15 protein-coding genes and 2 pseudogenes are annotated in these 19,921 nt (G+C 44.7%); 7 read left to right on the plus strand and 10 right to left on the minus strand.

Annotated elements, in window-relative coordinates; all coding sequences use genetic code 11:
* Window positions 1–5: 5 nt before the first annotated feature.
* A complete protein-coding gene (locus tag VN23_RS11935; RefSeq protein WP_046350681.1) occupies window positions 6–1,310 on the minus strand; it encodes a MarR family winged helix-turn-helix transcriptional regulator in 1,305 nt (434 codons plus the stop codon).
* A gap of 816 nt (window positions 1,311–2,126) precedes the next feature.
* Between VN23_RS11935 and VN23_RS11940 the strand changes: the two are divergent.
* Window positions 2,127–2,666: pseudogene (locus tag VN23_RS11940) on the plus strand (integrase core domain-containing protein); the annotation flags it as partial.
* 34 nt (window positions 2,667–2,700) lie between these two features.
* Here the strand turns inward: VN23_RS11940 and VN23_RS11945 are convergent.
* The 3 genes and pseudogenes from VN23_RS11945 to VN23_RS11960 form a co-directional block, all read right to left on the minus strand.
* Window positions 2,701–3,642, minus strand: coding sequence for a YiiX/YebB-like N1pC/P60 family cysteine hydrolase (locus tag VN23_RS11945; protein WP_046350680.1), 942 nt, complete (start codon window positions 3,640–3,642; stop codon window positions 2,701–2,703).
* A gap of 165 nt (window positions 3,643–3,807) precedes the next feature.
* Window positions 3,808–4,961, minus strand: a pseudogene (locus VN23_RS11950) (IS3 family transposase).
* Between the two features lie 71 nt (window positions 4,962–5,032).
* Window positions 5,033–5,383, minus strand: a complete 351-nt coding sequence (locus tag VN23_RS11960) for a hypothetical protein (protein ID WP_156455192.1) — start codon at window positions 5,381–5,383, stop codon at window positions 5,033–5,035.
* Between the two features lie 291 nt (window positions 5,384–5,674).
* On the opposite strand from VN23_RS11960, the gene VN23_RS11965 reads away from it, so the two are divergent.
* The 5 genes from VN23_RS11965 (at window position 5,675) to VN23_RS11985 (ending at window position 10,444) form a co-directional block, all read left to right on the plus strand.
* A complete protein-coding gene (locus VN23_RS11965; protein WP_046350678.1) occupies window positions 5,675–5,926 on the plus strand; it encodes a hypothetical protein in 252 nt (83 codons plus the stop codon).
* Between the two features lie 270 nt (window positions 5,927–6,196).
* Complete coding sequence (locus VN23_RS11970) at window positions 6,197–7,246, plus strand: cyclic GMP-AMP synthase DncV-like nucleotidyltransferase (protein ID WP_156455193.1); 1,050 nt, start codon at window positions 6,197–6,199, stop codon at window positions 7,244–7,246.
* Entirely contained in the window at window positions 7,243–8,871 is a 1,629-nt protein-coding gene (locus VN23_RS11975; protein WP_046350676.1) for a ThiF family adenylyltransferase, read from the plus strand. Before VN23_RS11970 ends, VN23_RS11975 begins: the two co-directional genes overlap by 4 nt.
* Window positions 8,856–9,353 carry a Mov34/MPN/PAD-1 family protein gene (locus tag VN23_RS11980; protein WP_052746437.1) on the plus strand — a complete coding sequence of 166 codons (498 nt, stop codon included), beginning with the start codon at window positions 8,856–8,858 and terminating at the stop codon, window positions 9,351–9,353. Before VN23_RS11975 ends, VN23_RS11980 begins: the two co-directional genes overlap by 16 nt.
* A complete protein-coding gene (locus VN23_RS11985) occupies window positions 9,350–10,444 on the plus strand; it encodes an SAVED domain-containing protein (RefSeq protein ID WP_046350675.1) in 1,095 nt (364 codons plus the stop codon). The genes VN23_RS11980 and VN23_RS11985 overlap by 4 nt, the downstream gene beginning before the upstream one ends.
* A 298-nt stretch (window positions 10,445–10,742) precedes the next feature.
* Here VN23_RS11985 and VN23_RS11990 read toward each other — a convergent pair whose 3' ends face one another.
* Window positions 10,743–10,961: a hypothetical protein gene (locus VN23_RS11990; RefSeq protein ID WP_197432911.1), complete on the minus strand. Its 219-nt coding sequence runs from the start codon at window positions 10,959–10,961 to the stop codon at window positions 10,743–10,745.
* 377 nt (window positions 10,962–11,338) lie between these two features.
* Here VN23_RS11990 and VN23_RS11995 point away from each other — a divergent pair, with 377 nt between their 5' ends.
* Window positions 11,339–11,878, plus strand: coding sequence for a protein-tyrosine phosphatase family protein (locus VN23_RS11995; RefSeq protein ID WP_046350673.1), 540 nt, complete (start codon window positions 11,339–11,341; stop codon window positions 11,876–11,878).
* 538 nt (window positions 11,879–12,416) lie between these two features.
* On the opposite strand, the gene VN23_RS12000 is transcribed toward VN23_RS11995, so the two are convergent.
* From VN23_RS12000 to VN23_RS21515, 5 genes are all read right to left on the minus strand, one after another.
* Entirely contained in the window at window positions 12,417–13,055 is a 639-nt protein-coding gene (locus VN23_RS12000; RefSeq protein WP_046350672.1) for a Cap15 family CBASS effector, read from the minus strand.
* 143 nt (window positions 13,056–13,198) lie between these two features.
* Window positions 13,199–14,968: a hypothetical protein gene (locus VN23_RS12005; protein WP_231743245.1), complete on the minus strand. Its 1,770-nt coding sequence runs from the start codon at window positions 14,966–14,968 to the stop codon at window positions 13,199–13,201.
* Between the two features lie 285 nt (window positions 14,969–15,253).
* Window positions 15,254–16,789 (minus strand): UvrD-helicase domain-containing protein, encoded by a 1,536-nt coding sequence (locus tag VN23_RS12010; RefSeq protein ID WP_046350671.1) that lies wholly within the window; start codon window positions 16,787–16,789, stop codon window positions 15,254–15,256.
* Window positions 16,786–18,528, minus strand: coding sequence for an ATP-dependent nuclease (locus VN23_RS12015; RefSeq protein WP_046350670.1), 1,743 nt, complete (start codon window positions 18,526–18,528; stop codon window positions 16,786–16,788). The genes VN23_RS12010 and VN23_RS12015 overlap by 4 nt, the downstream gene beginning before the upstream one ends.
* 642 nt (window positions 18,529–19,170) lie before the next feature.
* Window positions 19,171–19,842 (minus strand): HNH endonuclease, encoded by a 672-nt coding sequence (locus VN23_RS21515; RefSeq protein ID WP_082752765.1) that lies wholly within the window; start codon window positions 19,840–19,842, stop codon window positions 19,171–19,173.
* Window positions 19,843–19,921 lie beyond the last annotated feature (79 nt).

A 19,921-nucleotide genomic window follows, 5' to 3' on the forward strand; every position in this document is an offset into this window, starting at 1 on the left:
TCATATTAATTTGCGCCTAAATTAATTATTGGATGAGTTCGATAAATGGCTAAGTACCCCTTTGGGGTGACATGCATATTTTTTCTACGACTGTCATTATCATCAATGGAAATAGAAATCAAACCTAAACTATCTAAGTTTTTTACATATTGACTAAAATTACTCGCATTACTAACACCAAGCGATTCCATATCTTCAGATGAAAAATCCCCTCCGATTTCTTTAGCCTTAACTAGAACCTCCCATATTTTTTGAGTTGCATATTTTCTAGCAAGCTTTTCAGCATCTAAACTTTCTTCCAGTAGCCACGTTCTGAAAAGACTAGCTTTACTTGATGCATCCGTTGGTTTCTCCTCTAAAAGGAAAGCCCAAGTACAATACTTATCTATATAGCCCAAAAGCTCCCTTAGGTTCTTATTAAGTATTTTATATAAGTCTTCAAAATCTTCCATATCAAATGGAAGATAATAAGCAGCGTTATCTTGATAAACTAAAATTCGAGAGTTTAAAATATCCTTAGCCAACTCAGGCTTTAAACTATCTACTTTATAAGTTGTCTGCAAAAAGCCATTTATTCGAGGAGAGGATGTTGCAGGAATAATCCCATTGGCTCCACATAAAACCCATTTAATGCCATGAATATTAAGTACCGTATCCCTTAATTCTTCTAGTTTTTTTCTAGCTTTAATTGAAGTTTGCAACAATTCCATATTATCAATAACACAGACAATAGCACCATCATTACCATTTGGAAACAATTCCCTAAGCCAACTTTCGATAATTTTCTCAATACCATTCTCTGAAAATCCAATTGATTCATTAGGAGTTTCCCCACCAGAAGCAGAAATAGGACCTAGGCCCAATCCTTTATTTGAAAATGATGGCTTATTCAACCAGTTATCCAAAGAATCAATATTCGAAAAATGAAAATATTGCGTATGAAAAGAAAGATCGCACCTCTTTAGCAGTAGTGTTTGTGCAACCGCCAACAAAACTTGCCTCCTAAAATCATAAATACTTATATCTTCAGACAATTGGAATGACTCAACGCAAGGAATAATTAACAGCCCCCTTTTGTTCGCAATAAATTCATTGTATTGTTCAAACACAGCAACATTAACTAAACTAGTTTTCCCAACACCTATTGCACCATCAATGCATGTCCATTTTTCACCAATAGATAAAAGAATTTTTATTTTTTTTAATTCTTTATCTCGACCAACTAATAGCGCCTTTCCTTCCTCATTAGCTCCTAATGAAGAAACTGAAAATGGATTTTCTTTAAAACCCCATTCCTGATAAATACTCATAATTTTCCCAAAGTAAAAAGCACACAATAAAGTGTGCTTGCCTAACTAATAACTCCGAACGACACATAGTCCTTCATTCTCCATAACGACAAATCAAAGAGTTATTATTAATAACGACACAGCCACACCGATGAAAGCGACACATACCCCTTCATTTTTCGATGAAGTGACACATAGTTACTCATTATTATTTCCGTAGCTAACGAACACACAATGAACGCTCACTTCAAGTGATAAATGAAGTAGCCTGAAATCAGTAGACACGCTTGTTTGGTAAACTTTGAGCCAACAGGAGTGAGAAATAAGCAAGAAAATAACGCAAAGCCATACGCCGGAATTTCGGGCGGAAGCGATTAAGTTGGTTTTGGGGATAAAATTTTCGGAGGCCGAGGCCACTGCGAGACTAAATATGAATCAGAGCACGCTGGCATATTTAGTCACACAAGCCCGCAAGGCAGGTAAAAGTACTTCTGCGGAGACCTGAACATCCAGTGTCTCGGACTTGATGGCAGAGGCTCGGCAATTACGCGAAGAACTGGTCTAAGCCCGGATGGAGCGCGATCTCCTAAAAAACAGCGACAGCATACTTTGCCAAGGAGTCACTGCCCGGAACGCGTTCGTGAAGCAATGGTCATCTCAATATCCGGTCAAGCTGTTGTGCCGGATTTTGGCGGTGTCTCGCTGTGGTTTTTACGCATGGCAGAAACGGCCACCTTGCCGCCGCGCGCGGGAAAATGAGCGTTTACGAGTAGAGATTCGGGTGCACACAACAAACTCGACGGACTTACAGTGCCAAGCTCTTGCTTGATGAACTGCGATTTAGAATTAAATCTGCGGATTAAGCCTAAAAAACGCTTAGAACGCGAAACGCCAGCGACAAAAAATGAAACATGGTCGATGGACTTTATGCACGATCAATTGGCCGATGGCCGCAGCATTCGCTTATTTAACGTGATTGATGGTTTTAATCGGGAAAGATTAAATATTGAAGTCGATTTCTCTTTGCCAGCAGAACGGGTAATATGCAGCCTGAATCAAATCATTGAATGGCGCGGCAAGCCTAAGCGAATTCGATCAGATAATGGCCCTGAATATATTAGCCATCTGCTAAAGAATTGGGCGGAGCAACCATCGATTGAGTTGACCTATATTCAGCCTGGCAATCCACAGCAAAATGCATATATTGAGCGCTATAATCGCACCGTGCGTTATGAATGGCTGGCTTGCGATGGTTTTGAAAGCGTTGCCGAAGTACAAGAAACTGCAACGCAATGGCTCTGGACTTACAATAACGAACGCCCAAATATGGGATTGGGCGGCATCACCCCGAAACAAAAACTGGCATTACATGCCTAGCCTCTACTTTTAAGTGAACTTAAAAATGGGCGGATTACCCAGCCAACTTAGCAGAAAGCTTTTTCTTAATCGACCTTTCCATTGAAAGAGAAAATTCATTAAGCACCTCTGTATCATTACGCTCCCAAGCGTCTTGCCAGCGCGCCAATAAGTGAGAATTTCCCGCAATTATTGGGTCATGCGGCGAAATATCAATGTAGCCGTTCCTGACTAAATATCCTTTGAAGTCAAGGAGGCAGTACTCTTCTGCAAGCATCGATGGCCCCCACATGTTAGGAGTAAAGTATTCGTGCTCCATACCTGGCACTCCTGAGGCCCGTAGCGTTTCCATGACAAAAGCAGAACAAAATAGAGCCTGATCCTTTTGCATTTTAGAGAAAAGTCTTCGATACAAACGTACAACCCAACCTCCACTATGAGCAGATGTCATCCTCGGTGGAAAGCTCCAAACATTGCGCAAATGACGAATTTGTCTCCACGGTAATAGGGCGGCAGCAAAGTCATATTTCGTAAGCACTTTAGATTGAGCAAATTTAGTTGCTTGCTTCATGTAAACTGGCCTTGAATGCATGGCTGGCTGTGTAAATACGGAGACATAAGCGTAACGACTACAGAATTCATTAACTGTAGTAGTAGAAACTCCCGCATTAGGCATTGCCTCATACACCAAACACTCCTCCTCTTTGCCGCCTATCAAAACTATCCCACAGTGAGAATAGGCACCTCCAATTGCCATTTGAATAAATGATTTATTTTTTAAATCCAATTTACTACTTTCTGGCGATGCGCCAGCACCAAACAGTATGCAACCTTCAGAGATAGCCTTCTCTTCAAGAAGCTTTGGGGCATCAGCCATCCAAAGTCCACCAACGGACATTCTTTTTAAATTGGCACGACGCTCCATACTGCCCTGAATAATGCGGCCATGCCATCGTGAATACCAGCCACCAAAAAGTCTGGCCACAGCATCCTTCATAACGCCCCCTAAAATAAAAACATCATTCCTATAGAAATAAACAATCCCCTGATGAAAACCAAAATTGTTTCACACATCACGCCCAAGGCCGGGATTATCCAACTCGGAAAAATATATTATCTAGGCCAACAATTTTTCAAGGTTAGATGAATTGCCCCGGCTTTTCTAGACACTTCCGAGCCGTTCGAAATACTGCTTTTCATACTCTACTGGTGATAACCCATTATTGAAACTATGGCGTCGCCTGGGGTTGTAAAACATCTCGATATAATTAAACACATCCCGACGCGCATCCTCTCGGTTACAGTAGGTTTGTCGTTTGATTCGTTCCCGCTTCAATAACTGGAAGAAACTTTCCGCGACCGCATTGTCATGGCAATTGCCACGCCGACTCATGCTTGGCTTTAGATTATGCGAACGCAGCAGATCCTGCCAATCGTAACTACTGAATTGACTGCCTTGATCTGAATGCACGAGCACTTCTTGCTTGGGTTGACGCCGCCACACGGCCATCAACAACGCTTTAATCGCTAATTCACGATCCATCCGTGCACCCATCGACCAACCTACAACATGTCTTGAGAACAAATCCAATACTGCGGCCAGATAAAGCCAACCTTCATGCGTGCGAATATAGGTAATGTCGGTTACCCAAACTTGATTGGGTGTAGCGACATTAAATTGCCGGGCCAAATGGTTCGGTGCGGTCACTGTGGGCTTGCCACCATAAAAACCACGTCGACGACGATAGCCTGTTTGTGAACGAAGGCCAGCCAAGCGCATTAAGCGCGCAACGCGATGCTTACCGCATTGTTCGCCCATATCATGCAAGTCATCGTTAATCTTGCGATAGCCATAGACGCCGCCGCTTTCTTGCCACGCTTCAGTGATGATTCCAGTCAAGCGCTGGTCATCCATCGTGCGCAATGATTGAGGATGCTGCAGCTATGCATAGTAGCCGCTCGAATGGACTTGCATCATCTGGCAGAGCCGCCGAGCCGAATGGAGTGCTTGATGGTCACGAATGAAGGCGTACCTTCCCCGGATAGTTTGGCAAAGTACGCGGCGGCCTTTTTTAGGATGTCGCGCTCTTCAGTCACTCGGCGTAGTGCGGCTTTAAGTTGCCGAATTTCATCTTGGTGTGCAGTTGTTTGCGCATGTTCTGGCAAAGGCGCGGTGTAGCGCTTAATCCAGCAGTAGATACTATGCCCAGAAACCCCAAGTTGTTCAGCGACTTCTGCGACAGGATAGTTGCGTTCTGTCACTTGCTTGACTGCTTCGATTTTGAATTCTTCGGTGTAGCGATTGGATTTACTCATAAGACCTCCTAATAACCTCATTTTGAGACTCTTTAGGTGTCTAGGAAACCCGGGGCGATTCAGTGATGTCCTTAGCTATTAGACTCACGATGTCGTTTTCTAATTATTTCTAAGCGCTCTTCAAGTGACAAAGCTCGTGATTTTGGCTGATCAAATGGGAATAGAAGATTTAAATAGTGACAGCGATCTAAAGCACTGAGTGCTTTCAGAAATGTTTCTAGGTGCCCTTGTCCGTATGTTTCAAGCCGCTTATAAGTTCTTAAGGCAATGCCAGCTCGTGCAGCAAATTGCACTTGTGACTCTTTGCGCAATTTACGACTCCGCCGAATTTTTGCAGCTAAATATGCACACAGCTCCTCATTAGAAGCTTGTTTTAAGTGCTGAGATTCTTGTTCAGGGGTCATTTTTTTGAAATAGGCCAAATTTGGCACCATTGTAGCGAGTGTTTAATTTCGCTGTTAACAAATATCAAGCAACCTGCTAGCATTAGTGTTGTTAACTAATAAAAAACACTACATCTTGTGTTTTTGTTTAGAAACCACGCAAAAACCAAAGGCCGACATGAAGTCGGCCTCGGGAGTTTCTTAAACTGCTTGAGAACAATCTGAATTAGATCGCTTCAGTGGGGACTGCAAGCTTACCTCTGATAAGGATCATTCTCAATAGGCGGTGATGGAAGGCGTGTACACCCACATCAACGATGAGATTTCACAATGGCTAATTTAAAGACAACTGGTAATAAAGCTGCAACGGCAGCTTCTAAAACCCTGAATAACGGTTCTACAGGCGCAAATTCGCGCACAGCCGCAGCAAGTGCACTTTCTCAAACACATACACCACAGAAACAGACATCTGCCGCCGCCGCAACTGCTGCATCTAAAGTTTTAAGAGACGGCCGAACCAGCACGACCTCAAAATCAGCCGCCGCCAGTACACTTGCGCAAGCACGTGGAGGTAAAAAATAAATATCAATTTGGCCTACTTAAGAATGCAAGCAACAAATGGAGGTTAGATTGATTTTGCCGTATTTGATGCAAAGTCAGTGACTAGTGATCATAGCGCGCATTTAGCCCAGCTAACAAACTCCGCTCGCCAATCAGGGCTAAAAGTTGATCAATCTGCTTTGGCATTTCAATCAAGTGGAAGACTACAGTTTGTTGATGATAAATATCTAACTATTGAAGGGGAGGCAATACTCCCCTCTTCGTACCAAGTAACGGAGTCATTACATTTAATTGAACGTAAATATTTTTCAAGCAAGAAAGCCAACAAAAATTTGTAAACAATTATACGGTGATAACTACATGGCTTATGCTCAAACCCAGTTCGAAAAATTTCATACAGAAATCTTACTTGGATTCGATGAAAGCACCACCCTACGTGAGCGTAGAGATGCTCTTTTAAATGATATAAAAAACTGCATCAGCTCTGATGCCCCAGCCTATAAACATTTCATGCAGGGCAGCTATGCTTTATCAACAGGGGTAACTCCTTTAAATGGCAATCCTGACATGGATATTGGCCTGAGCTTCGATTGTTCTCCCGATGATTATGAAGACCCGCTCACATTAAAGAAGTTTGTCCGTGACGCTTTAACGCGCAACAATCGTACAGTCACAATTCGTCGTCCATGCGTGACGGTGACATATTTTAAAGACGGCGAGGCAACTCACCATATTGACTTGGCAGTTTACTCATCGAATTCAGATGGACAAACACAGTTAGCTCGCGGCCGGGAAAGCGACCCCAAAGCTGAGCGGGTATGGGATGCATCTGAAGCGGAAGAGCTAACCGAATTGATTGTTGACCGTTTTGAAGGCGATGATCGAAATCAATTTCGCCGTGTTGTACGTGCATTGAAGCGCTGGCGTGATGAGAAAATCGGACATAAAAATGTGCCAAGCATTGGCATCACAGTGTCGGCCTATCAGTGGTTCTCCCCAAGTTATGATTCAGTCGAGGGCAAACCACGTGATTTAATTGCTATACGGAATCTAGCGAATCAAATGCTAGCCAATTGGAATAGTTCACGCCTCGAAGTTAAGTTACCAGTTGCTTCTTATGCCGATCTATTTGAGCGCATGACACAAATTCAAATGGATGATTTCAAATCTAAGCTTGAAACATTGCGTGATGCACTAAATGAAGCCGAAGCCCAACCTGATACACACGAAGCCTGCAAAATTCTCAAAAAGCAATTTGGCAATGATTTTCCTGTTCCAGAAAAAGCGGATTCCACTAAGAAAACCTCCGCAGGAGTTAGTATATCGGGTCGCTCTGCATGACCTCAAAGCAGCGAACTTTTATTGCTGATGTTAATCACGCACTGGTTAGTATTGGTGCGTTAGATATTGACTTTAAGGTTGTGAAGACAAAGCCTGTATGGACGTTTTCCATTACGGATGAGCTTAGCTGCTGGCCACTAGAATTACATCCATGCGACTGGGGGATTCAAACGCTTCCTGACATTAAGTGGAAATCAGCTGTCCAGTTTTGGGGATGGCCGCACATCAGCATCGGCGGCGACATCTGCGTGAGTGACAGTGAAGGGCTAGAGTATGACCCTGACGATGTTTTAGGAGTGCTTAAGTGGCTTGTAGAAAAAGCGACTAAACAACTGCGTGAAAATCATGCAATGGATGAAAACGCACGTTTAACACTATTTGCTGACGAAGTTGAGGGTTACGCAAAAAATGCGGGCGCAACCTCGGTTGAGTTAGGCGAAGCACTAGACCCGCAAAAAACGCTCTATGCAGAAGTTTATCGAAAAGATAAAGGCTTGAAAGCGACCTCTGTTGTAAAACGAGTAAATACGGGCACCACGAAGCTTGAAAATTGCCAGCAAGAACGGATTGGGCTTCTAGATGTAAGGCTTAATCAACTTCCAAGTTTGGATAAAGAACTCAACGCTAATTGGTGGGCAGATTTTTTGGGGCGCTTAAATGAGCCGCAACACTCCCAAGCAACATCAAAAGAGTTTAATGGTTTGATGCTACGCATTCCTAATGCGTATGGGTATGCCCTGATCTTGATTTATTGGGGGAAAACGCCTCAATCCAAGTCTTGGCGAGCAGTTGTACATGTCCCGCAGCGCCGAGATCATGACTACTTAGTACGCCGCACTGGCGCCGCTCCATTGACTCAACATGTCGTTATTGTAGGTCTAGGCTCAATCGGATCAAGAGTCGCGGAGCATTTGGTTTTGGCTGGTATTCGCAAACTAACCTTGATAGATGAAGATATTTTCAGTGCAGACAATCTTGGCCGCCATATTCTTGCTCAAGACTCAATTGGCGAAAGAAAAGTTGACGCTGTGGCCAATCAACTTCGTAACCGAATGCCAGGTGTTGAGATAAATCCAATTGCAAAAAATGTGCTAATTTCTTTTGCGTCCAATCTTCCAACTGATGCCAGCGCTATTGTGCTTGCCACAGGCAATGCGGCACTAGAACGTAGTATCGTTCGCGACGCATTTTGTAAAAACTGGCCGCAGCAAATTATTTCAACCAGCGTCGAAGCTGGTGGACTGGGTGGACATGCTATCGCTATGCGCTCAGACACCGCAGGATGCTTAGATTGCCTTTATATAGATCCAGAAACACAAGCAGCAACAGCAGAAATGCGCACCTCACTCATCGAATCAGGACAAATAATTAGTCGCCAATTGACTGGCTGTGGTGCATTTACTCCATATTCATCGATTGATGCAACGCGTACGGCATTACTCGCCTCCGATCTGGTTCTTTCAGGACGTATTGTTTACTCACGCTGGGCGGGAGATGGCGAGTTGGCTCATCGCGAAGGAATTGCAACTTCCCATACCTATCGGGCATTACGTGACTTACGAATCCCCTCCACATTAAAACCAGAAGAGTTTGCACAAGCAGGATGCCCATGCTGCGGCGAGTAAATTCAGGCCATTTGATTTGGCAAGCACCAAACGGTTCTGCTGGCACGCTATCGCCAGAATTAATCAAATTTCTTTCCAAATGGAAACAAACACGGTTTTGGTCAAAAGAAGCTGGGGGGCTATTACTTGGTTTTGTCGATAAGGAAACTGATGGTTTATTAATTGAGTCGGCAACGAAGCCAGGAGCAGGTGATAGCTGTGGGCGAACCAGCTTTTATCGTGGTTCACGCCACCAAAAAGATGCTGAAGAATGGAATCGCGCCACAGGTGGCCGAGGAACTCAGCTAGGGCTATGGCACACCCATCCAGAGCCAACGCCACAGCCTTCAACAACAGATTTAGAAGATTGCCGAAAAGTCATTGAAACAGGCTCATTTGCAGTAGGTGGACTGCTTTACATCATCGTCGGCACAAACAGTATTGGCTGCTGGTTCGCTAAATATAAAGAACCTCTTATTTTATTAGGATATTTTGAACCATGAGCATAGGCACATTTTTAAATCGCATTCTAAATATATTACAAGAATTCGGTGTTCTCTACTTACGAAGAACGCCTGCTGGTATGTTTATGAAGTATGGTGTTTTACTAATGCTTGGAGGGCCTTTATTAAATATTTCCGTGAGCTCATATTTTAAAGATGACAAGGGCAATTTTATAAAAGCCTCTTTGAATTCGTCCGAGCCTATTTGGTGGATAAGTGCCGGTTGCTTTGCACTAGGTTTCATATTTACAGCAATTGGTGGCTATTTAGCATGGCAGAATTACCGTATCCAGCAACGTAAACGAATTATTGCCATTGAGGTTCGTGGGCTAACACAATCGGTTGATAGCCCTTTGGTCGCCGCAATTCCAATTCTAATTTTGGGGCAGCGCGAAGAACTTCTCATAGATGTACGCAACTTGGTAGATGGCACACCAGCGCAACGTCAAAAAGCACTTAATTTGGTAAATCTCTTACCTGAGCGTTTAACTCAGTTAAAAGCTGGCCGTGATCGCAGTGATCTGAGCGTATATGCTGGTGGAGTTGCATCAGTACCACTGCTGTTTCTTGCTGGCACCTTGCTAGCATCTGAAAGTGCAATCAACTGGATGGAGTGGGATCGAATTGCATCTCGCTGGATCTCGCCATCTGACGGGGAGGATGTTGGGACTCTTGCACCAGTAACTTACTCTGAGTCAGCAGAGAGTGTGGTATTGGCTATGGCGATTTCATATCCGATTCGTGATTCCGATTTGTCATCGGCCTTTCCAAATTTACCTGTCGTTAGAATGAGCCTTGCGACCCCCTCTTTAGCAAAAGTTTGCGATGAGTCGTCAATCAAAATGATTGCGGCCGCATTTATGCAAACAATAGCTGTACTTCAAGGGCAAGGCGTTCGCCAAATCCATTTGGCACTTGCTGCACCCAGTATTTTAACACTGCGCCTAGGTACTTATTTTGCTCCGCGCAACATGCCTAAACTAATTGTTTATCAATTTCAACAAGCTCAAGTAAACAATCCTTACCCTTGGGGCGTACGAATGCCTGATTCGGAGATAGGCGAAGGCACTTTATATTATCAAGCACTATGAATTTCGTAGCATTACACTTTTTACTTAGGTTTTTCTAATTATCTGCCTGGCTGATCAGTACATTAATGCAAATACTAAAATCACTTGGCAATGCCATCGGGGCCATATCAGGGATGCTATTCCGAGCATGATTCTTAAGGGACATTGGTGTCAGCAATGTAGCTTTTTAAGACAGATTAAAAGTCCCCATAGCAAGGCACAAAAAAGTATGTGTTTTCTGAATGGCATGGCCCTTAAAGCAGGTGTTTAAAAATTAACACTTTGCGTAGTTGAGGCAGGTGGCCAAATAAGGGAGCCTCTATTCATCTGAGCAAGGTAACTCTATTTTTTGCAATTGCACTGAACCATTATCCTGAATCTGGAAATCAAGCACGTCTCCCTCGACCCACCCCATTTCTTCCAATAAGCCATCAGGAAAGAGCAAGATGCCATCGCCGCGACCATAACCAGCGCCTTGAATTGTGGTAGACCACCTTTTAGCCGCCACCATTGTCCTTCCTCCAAATAAAAATGCCATTCCAAGATATGATCTGACCAGCGTGCGGCACTTTAATTAATATTGTAAATGGCAGCTATGCCATTTACTCTTCAAGCGAAAAATATACTTCTAAATCAAATGTAAGAACAAATTATGTACCTTTTGCTATAGGCAACGTAGCACAACCAATCAATTTTTGTGATGGTGGGGCGGTGCTACAATGGACTTGCATTGAGCTTTTGAGCGAGGCTGTTATTACCTAGTTATGGCTGCATGGGGCTTTTCTGAAGCGGATGGTGCCATAGCAGCCGCGTGGATTTAGACTAATCACTCATTGGGCATGGCAAATGTCATGTTCACAGATCATCGATCGATACTTGATTATTCCTTAAAGCTGTTTGAGTCAGGAGTTTGAAATGGAATACCCTAATCAAAATTGTTATTGGGTGAAAGTAGGACAATTGCTGGCGGGTGAATATCCACGTGATCAAGACCTCAAAACATCCCAACAAAAATTGCAAAAATATCTACATACTGGTGTGAGTTTTTTTGTGGATTTAACGCAAGAAGGAGAGCTTTCTCGCTACGATGATTTGCTGCCAGAGTTCGCCTTAAATGGCCTGCCCGTTGAATACGTACGCTTTGCCATTCCGGATAAATCAGTTCCTAGAAACAAACTGTTGATGCTGGCCATTCTGGATTCGATTCATCATGCAATCGGGCAGGGACATTGTGTTTATGTTCATTGCTGGGGTGGAGTTGGGCGAACAGGTACCGTGGTGGGATGTTACTTAGTTGAAGGAGGGATGTCAGGGCAAGACGCGCTCATTCATTTACAGCAACTATGGTCGTCCGTCGATAAAATACATCGCCATCCAGCATCTCCTGAAACACAAGAGCAAAGGCAATGGGTCTTAGATTGGTCTAGCAATCAGGCGATGCATGAGGGCACGTGATAATCATCGCGCGCCTGGTCCATAATGCACGTGACTCTTGATCTTTCGTGCTTATGCCTTTTAAAACGATGACTGTATTTAGGGGGGCCCTAGAGAAAACACTTCAATTCTAGGGTTGAGATATTAGCCTCGTAGCCTTGATCTAATCAGCATTTCATATCCTGTAACTGATTGAAGCTTTTTTATGTAAATCGTTTGCTCCAGGCCCCTATTGACTTTTCTCCCTTCGGAAAAGTGAGTCTTAGGAGTGCTTCATTCAGTGATCGATATAAAAACGCCCGCCAAGCGCAGCCGGAACGGTGGCAACTACCCACTGACAGAATCATTAAACAAGAAAAGCAAAACATTAAAGATCGCCAAAATCGTAAGAACAACTCTACTATGTTGGCAATTACCGATGAGGGCAGCAGCGGGGCTGATCCTTGCCGCCTGAACTCAGCGCTAATCCAGCCTTGGCTAAAAATTCAGATCGCACAGAGGCAGCCAGAGCCCTCCCGACGCGCACGGAATTGACTCAGCTATTTATTAACAACTGCGATCACAACCTCTTCGTCCAGTTCATTTTGCCAAAGGTCCCGCGACTGCCCCCATTGAAATATTCAGCGGTAGCTAACGTTAGATCGTTTGCTATAGTGACAACTGCGCAGCCCATATGGGATGCAAGGGTAGACTCCCCCACCTTTGGATCGTTCCTGTACTGATAAAGCAAGACATAGCCATCGACACTGTCAGTGGCAAGAGCTGCGGCCATACTACTTGAGCCTGAATGTGCCGTCTTGAGTCGTATCCGCAGCTTGTCCCAGCTTTGGACTATAGTGACTTCGCCATTCCATTGGTAAGCAACAGTACCATCGAGATGAAGCGACTCTCCCTGACAATCCCAAATACCCGCTAGATTAGGTACTTTCAGCAACCGATCAATCAAAGGCCACTTCCAAGCATACTTGCTCAAGATCCAGCACAGTCCCCCAAATACCATGCCTGCACCGAGCAATGAAAGCACTGCGGGAGGCACGTTAACGTTCAGCCCTGAGGTTTTGGCCAGATCAACCACGCTCAGCAAAGAGAAAACTAGCCCTGCTGAGATCACGCTTGAGACAATACTCAAGTAGCGGCCGATCTTGGCGCGTTCAACCCCTCCCATCACAGCGTACTCATGATCCTGCGGTGTAACCATATCCCTATCCTTTACTTCATCTATAAGCCTGTAGAGCTGGCAACCATATTCTCACGGAGACATTCGCTCTGTACATCAAGTAGCTATATAAATGGCAACGTTTAGTGCTTTACCATCAGATCCTGGTGCATCCGATTAATGCGCTACTCCATTAAGTAGCTCTGGTCAAAGGAGGGGTCAATGTCAAACCGACCACTCACGAATCGAATCTCCCCCACCTCCAGCGGAATCGCATCGATGCGTTCGAGAATGGCATTGATCTGAGCACACTGCTGAGCATCCAAGTAGAAACGATGCGAGTTTAGCCAATTCATAGGCGCGTGATAATTGTTAACGGTTGCTATTACCAAGGCCTCGATATGACCTTCAAGTTCTTTTCGGCTAGCACGCGGCCGGAGAGTGGGGAAGATATCTACCGTTCGATCATCTGAAACAACAATTGCGAGCCTGCGAGCAGTCCCAGAACGAACATAACGAACCGCAGAATTGAAACGAGAGCCTCTTGAAGGCGTACACTCGTCATTAACCTCGCCATCTAGGATTACTCCAATCGCATGGCAATTGGCTTGGGGATCCAAAAGAATGGTTCCATCGATTGAACTTACCTGCTGAAGAAGTGCGGCCGATAGCTTTACAGGCTCTATGCCTGTCCCTTGATGTGCCAATCTTTGTGCTTCAGAAAGAGCATCTTCTGCCACAACGATCATGCTTCCCATATCTTGGCGTGCAGCAGCATTAAATAAGCTCCAGATATGATTCAGATCGACGTCTGTTGACTCAGGGAACAATCGCGCCAAATTGCTTGTGAAAGCATCCTTTTCGAAAATCTCATTGGGAAGAGTTGGCTCTCCATACTGACTACGCAATAATGCCAAATCGCCACACTTCAACTCCCAGTGGTAGTGATCAAGGAAGTCAACAGTGAAGACATTCTGGTCGCTAGGTTTGTGGGAAGGCCGCAGCCGGCCCAGACCGTAGACGTACTGGCAATCCGCAATCAGCACTGCACTCGGCGCGGTTAGCTGCAAAATTTTCCGCATCCAACGTGGCTCTCCGAAGGAAACCGGCTCACGAAATCGCATAAGGAACTCAATATCTGGATTGCTAGGGTTAGCGAGAAGCAAGCGGCCAACCCCTTGAGCGCCTTCATAGAGGAGCGAGGAGATCAGATTGAGTCGAGAGAACAGATCGGCATATTCGTATCGATTTGAAATAGCAAGGCTAGGTGTATACATGAAGTTTTTGGCTGCGATGCGAATGATTTCATCTGACTTTCTCATATCACCAATAACTGAATGACCAGGCTCTGGACGTTGAAGTTCTACGCTTGCTTCTTGCAAGACCGTACTAAGTGCCGCGTGGATGATGCTTCTATAGCCATTAGAGGTGAACTCACCCTTTGCTGGCTTTTCATCTAACGGAGGAAACTTCCGAAATAGCGCTTCTGGAACCTGGATTACTGGGGTAACGTAGTAATCACCTACCAATTGAGCCATACCACAAAATGATCGAAGACCTTGTTCTCGGTCGAAGGGGCGAAGGGCTTGGTTCACAGCAGTTGTTACAGAATCCCTGCGCATCATTTCTGGCTTGCCCCGGTTACTCGGTTCATCTCCATAAAAGATGTGTTGCAACTCATGTTTCGAATAAATAACTTCGACTGAATCAAGGAGTCCATTGAACAATGAAAGCGACCAGCGTCCATCTTCTGGTTCGACACAGACAGAATTAGGGTCCTGGCTCCCAACTCGCCGAACGCCAACGAGAAGCGTTGTGGCATCAATTGCAACTCCTAAATCCTTTAACACATCGCGTACAAGATGTTGAATGTGCAGACGAAAATGTGCCTGGTATCCCCACATAAACAAAGTAATAGTGTGTGTCGGCAATTTATCTACCTCTTTCTTGGGCACTTTCTCTGCCTTTTTAGGTTTGACGTTGGAAGCCTTCTAAGTTACGAACTTGTTAATATGCTTAATGACTAGGCTTTTACTGAAGTAGAAGCAATTTATAGCCTCGCCCCCCCCGATTGGTTAATCAGGACTCCGCCAATGATTGGCTCACAAGCAATTTTACTCAAATGTAAATTAATTGCTAAATCTGTAGGGGCGCATTCGTGAACGCTATCGGCAAAGAGTCAACATTGAAACTTGATATATAAAAGGCCACAATCCATAAGATATCAGCGTTCAGCACTTCTAAGTCGCACCCGAGCTATGGATTAACAACTGACTTGGACTTGTCGGTGATATAACCAATGTCAAGCTTTCTTTGGCACGACTAAGCGCGACATAAAGCAAGCAGCGTTTGTCGTCCGAGTTTCCAAAATGTGTTTTGTCGCATGGCATTAGCAAAGCATGGGAGCATTCCAATCCTTTTGCTTTATGGACAGTACTTATCACCTTCGTTGGCATCCTTACGCCTGAAATAGAGCGGCGCTGGGCAATTTCAGCAAGGCCTTGACTACAATCGGTGAAATCGTTTAGCAAAATTGCCTCACGGAACTCCCGCAAAAGATTAAATCTGATCTCTCGGAAACCTACATCCTCCGCTTGTAGTGTGCGTAGCAATGCAAGGGCTCGGGTAACACCTAAATGATTGGGTTCGTTGAGAATGTGACGAGCCATAGCTTGAAGTCGTGCGGGCTTACCTTTACAAGGCTTTGTACAAGCACTGGCTATTTCTTCAAGGAATCGATCCGAAAATGTCTTATTGAAGCCTGTGGCTACACAATTTACAAAAACAACGAGGGCTTCGGCTAGTGTCACAGGGTTGTCTTGCCCACTTTGGCAAGCAGCTACTAAATGCGACAAAAAGTTGCGAGTATGTCCTTCCCATATCGGAACTCGACGTCCAAGGTAAGCGTTGATGGTGGCAACTGTTTGATTCTGGCCAGCTAAGATCATCAGTGAATCGTTTGCATTCACTGTGCGATTTACCAGGCGGCCTTCGCTTGGCCCGAGCAAGAAACCACCATGTCTCGGAGAAATATTGTCCGCAACAATGATCTGTAGTCCTTTCGGAAGGTCGCCGCGAAGATCTATTGGCTGGGCGTTTTTTAGTGTCTGGCGTGCTGCTAATATCCATCTACCGAGCTCGGGAGAGCCATTAGTCCACCGGTGTGCATAATCGAGTTGTTCAACGGTATTTGCTTGTTTGCAAAGAGCCTCCCATTGCTGCTTATGTGCAGGACGGTCTTGTTTTTTGACAAAGATTGCTTGAACCGGGTCTGCGAAGATACGCAGCTTGGCACCGGCTTTGTGTAAGGTCATTACAAGACGGTGCTGCCAAGTATTAGCATCTTGATGTTCATCACATAAAATTATTGGATATCGACTCGCCAATGTCGAGCACACCGCTTGAGAGACAAACAACAACTCGCAGGCTTTTTCTGCCAGTTTTTCAAATCCATCGCCATTAGGCTGTGAATGAGCCCAAGTTGCAGCATCAAGGGGGATACCTAATACAAGGTGATACATGCTTGCTATTTGAGCAACTAAGCCGTCGATGGTGGTAATGTGCACACGATGTCGCACTTCCTTAGTGCGTTCGCGGAATACGTCACAAGCCGCATGGGAATGGGTCAAGATTAACACTTGCCATTGATGACCATTTGAGGCCAACCAATGCGTGTACTCGGCTGCTTGGTAGGTCTTTCCACAGCCTGCAGGTGCTTCAACGACAATTAGAGGAGCTTCTGAGCGTAGTGCCGCAGCTACACTAGAATCACTCATATGCGCTCCTCATAGCCAATCGTTGTCTTCAATGCGTTGATCAACGGAAGCAGCTTTGTCTCTACATTTGGCCACACACCTAAACTGAACATTTTCTCAGCCAGCTCATGTCCGCCGGTTACTGATTTGAACCAGAGCCTAGCGTGGCCTTTCCATTCTTTTGTTTTTTGTTTGTCTTCTTTCATGCTGGCTGGAACCATGCCCGTTGCAGCTTGAGTTACCAGCTGAATTAACTGATCTCCCGCTTTATCTTGGATCATCTGGGTTGTAATTTCCCCGTTCAAGCCAAGGCGATCAGCAAGTGAACGGAGCCGCATGCCCCGTTTGGCTTCTTCAGGGTCCGTAATCAGCTGATCAAAATGCAGAGGGGAGAATAGAGGTAATATGTTTTCTTCTAGACAGCCCTGCTCCCAGCGCAAAAGCAAGTCTCCTAAGTGTGCTTTAACTATTCCCCAACGTGTGGGACTTAAGCTGGCTGGTTCACAGTCAGCAAAACCCGCGAATCTCAAGCCACCTTCAGACATAGCTTCCAGAAGTTTGAGCACATTCTCATTTCCGCCAGCGTCGGTAACATGCACACCTTCGTCTTCCCAGGTAGGGAGAAAGCGAGTTAGTAATACTTTAACGAAGCCAGTTTCGGTTGCGCCTTCTGCGACTACAGCAAGCCGAGCCAGAAAGGTTTCTGGATCCAGTTGTTGGTGTGTGGCAATTTTGTCTGCCGGTAAGGCACCAATTGCACCTTTGGCGTCTATATACCAAAGCGCACTGCCAGCTGCAGCACCGATCACCGCCGAACTGTGCGTAGTAATGAGAGTTTGTGACACATTTTTGCGCAAAGAGTACACCAAGCTACGTTGGCGATAGGGTTCCAATCCGCGCTCCAATTCGTCCACCAAGGTAATCGGTGCCCGTTCCTGAAGAGTGTCAGCAATCGCGAGTGCAGCTAATCGACGCGTGCCGGAGCCCCAGCTAGTAAGGGGTAAGACGATTGCGTTTTTTTTCGCGGTCAAACCAACCAAAGCATTAATCGATAGACCTGCTCCGCCAACGAAACCAAGCCCGAGCTCCGTAGGGAGTGCTCGCTCGCCAAACTTAGTATCTAACTCGGATAGTTTTTCCTGGGCTTCAGGATTCAATTCATCCTCTATGGAGTCGAGGGCAATCTTTCGTCCTAATTTTGCACGCAAACCTTTGTCTGCCAGCAGGCGGTCAAGTCCACTCCCTTGAATCAAACGAAGATCTCGATCATTTTTGTCATCTCCGGCCAGTCGAACCAATCCGATACTGCGGCGCAAAGCAGTCGAAAAATGAATGCTGGAACCATCGGGCTGAACCAGTTCGTGTACCAATTCAAGATCAGCAGTACCCCGTACCTGAATTTTGTAAACGGGTTGCCCTGAATTCTCATCTGTATCAAGCTTTGGCAGTACTGCATTAGCGCCATCCCATTCCCAGGGCCAAGCTACAGTACTTTGGCGATTGATGCCTATTGAGTCCGGTAGCTGTATGACTGCCTCGATACAGAACTCTTCCTCCACTTTCCGTTGCCAATAGTCCGAATCGGACAATATAAAACTATTTGTCGGATGGAGCAGTAAGGCGATGGCTTCCAACAGCGTACTTTTCCCCACATTACCGCCGCCAAGAATGATGTTCATACCAGGAGCAGGATGCCAAGTCAGACTTTCAAATCCGCGAAACCTTTCCATATGTAAGCGGAGAACTTTAGGTGCGCTCATCAAATAATCCTAAAAAAAGGTTAGTGCCGCACTAGTATCTGTGACAAGCTGAAAGCACACGCCTGCAGAATATTGTCATTTATATAATGAATCTGCTCTAGTTTGTTAGATACGTTGATGGTGCCGCCTTTGGCTGACTTCCAGACAAAAACACTATGAAGTACTTCGCACATCCTATAGCAATTTTGTTACAAAAATAGAGATAAGGCCCAATAAAAAAAACTACGTCCATCGCCTCCTTATTGGTCTTTTATATCCCATAAATCTTGTAAAGAGGAAAGCATCTAGAAGCTAATAGGATCCTACATAAATTCAATAATTTTTAATATCGCCCGCTCCAAAAAAATGGCAAATGAATCTATTACTGTTGGATTTTCAATGTCATCAACAGACGCTTAAATTATATTTTTAAAATAAAATAGGGTATAAATCGTAATTTAACTATATTTTTATCACTTAGTGGCGATAAGACTTTAGTTTTGTTTTAAGCATAAGCAAAGAAAAGCAGATCATTCCCTGCAGTTTTCAGCCTCTTCCTATAACCATCAAAGAAGCTGCTCAAAACTGGATTCCTATTACTATTGGTAAGCGTCAAAGCCTGAAGGTAAACCATTTACTTAATAAATGAAATTGACTCCACCTCTACCAAAGATCGCAGCGGGTATGCATCAAGTTGTGTGATAGGTATTCAGCTCGACGCAAGGCTGCTTTGCGATCTAGGGCTGATTTTATCAGCGACGGTTCATAACCATTATGTAAGCCTGCCAGCTGATACAACTCTGGGCTTATTGTGTCTCCGTAGTTTTGATTACAAGCCTCACACAATGTAATTAAGTTTCGACTACTAGTTTCACCGCCTGATGAGTATGGCCAGACATGTTGAAGCGTTAACGCATTTTGGTCTCCGCATATTAAACACCTGCCGCCATCACGATCATGAATTTCTTGCTTTGCCCGCCCACGATAGCTCCGCTTCAAGGTCCCTGGGGAAGCAATATCGATATCAGTGAACGATCCAAACGCAGACTTTATACACTGGTGCTGTTTTAACCACTGTTGCATATTAGATCTAGCAAAAACAAGATCAACAAGAGCCCATCCCTGTAGATATAGCCATAATCTATAAGTCTTTTCTGAATCAATATGCATAAAAGACTGGCCTAGCTCATCCAAAGCCTTTGAGAAAAGTGTAATTTCTACTGGTGATGGTTTTCTAATTTCATATCGGCCATCATCAGAAATACTCCCAAAAGTAAATGTACTGAAATAGGCATATCCACCACAAACTTGCCGAAGATCAAATGCATACGCCATGATTAATCTACTTTAGTTATTTAATCCTGTGATTATAATTGGGTAAATCACTCCAAACCATAATTTAAATAGTTTATAT

Source organism: Janthinobacterium sp. B9-8 (assembly GCF_000969645.2).
Classification (GTDB): domain Bacteria; phylum Pseudomonadota; class Gammaproteobacteria; order Burkholderiales; family Chitinibacteraceae; genus Iodobacter.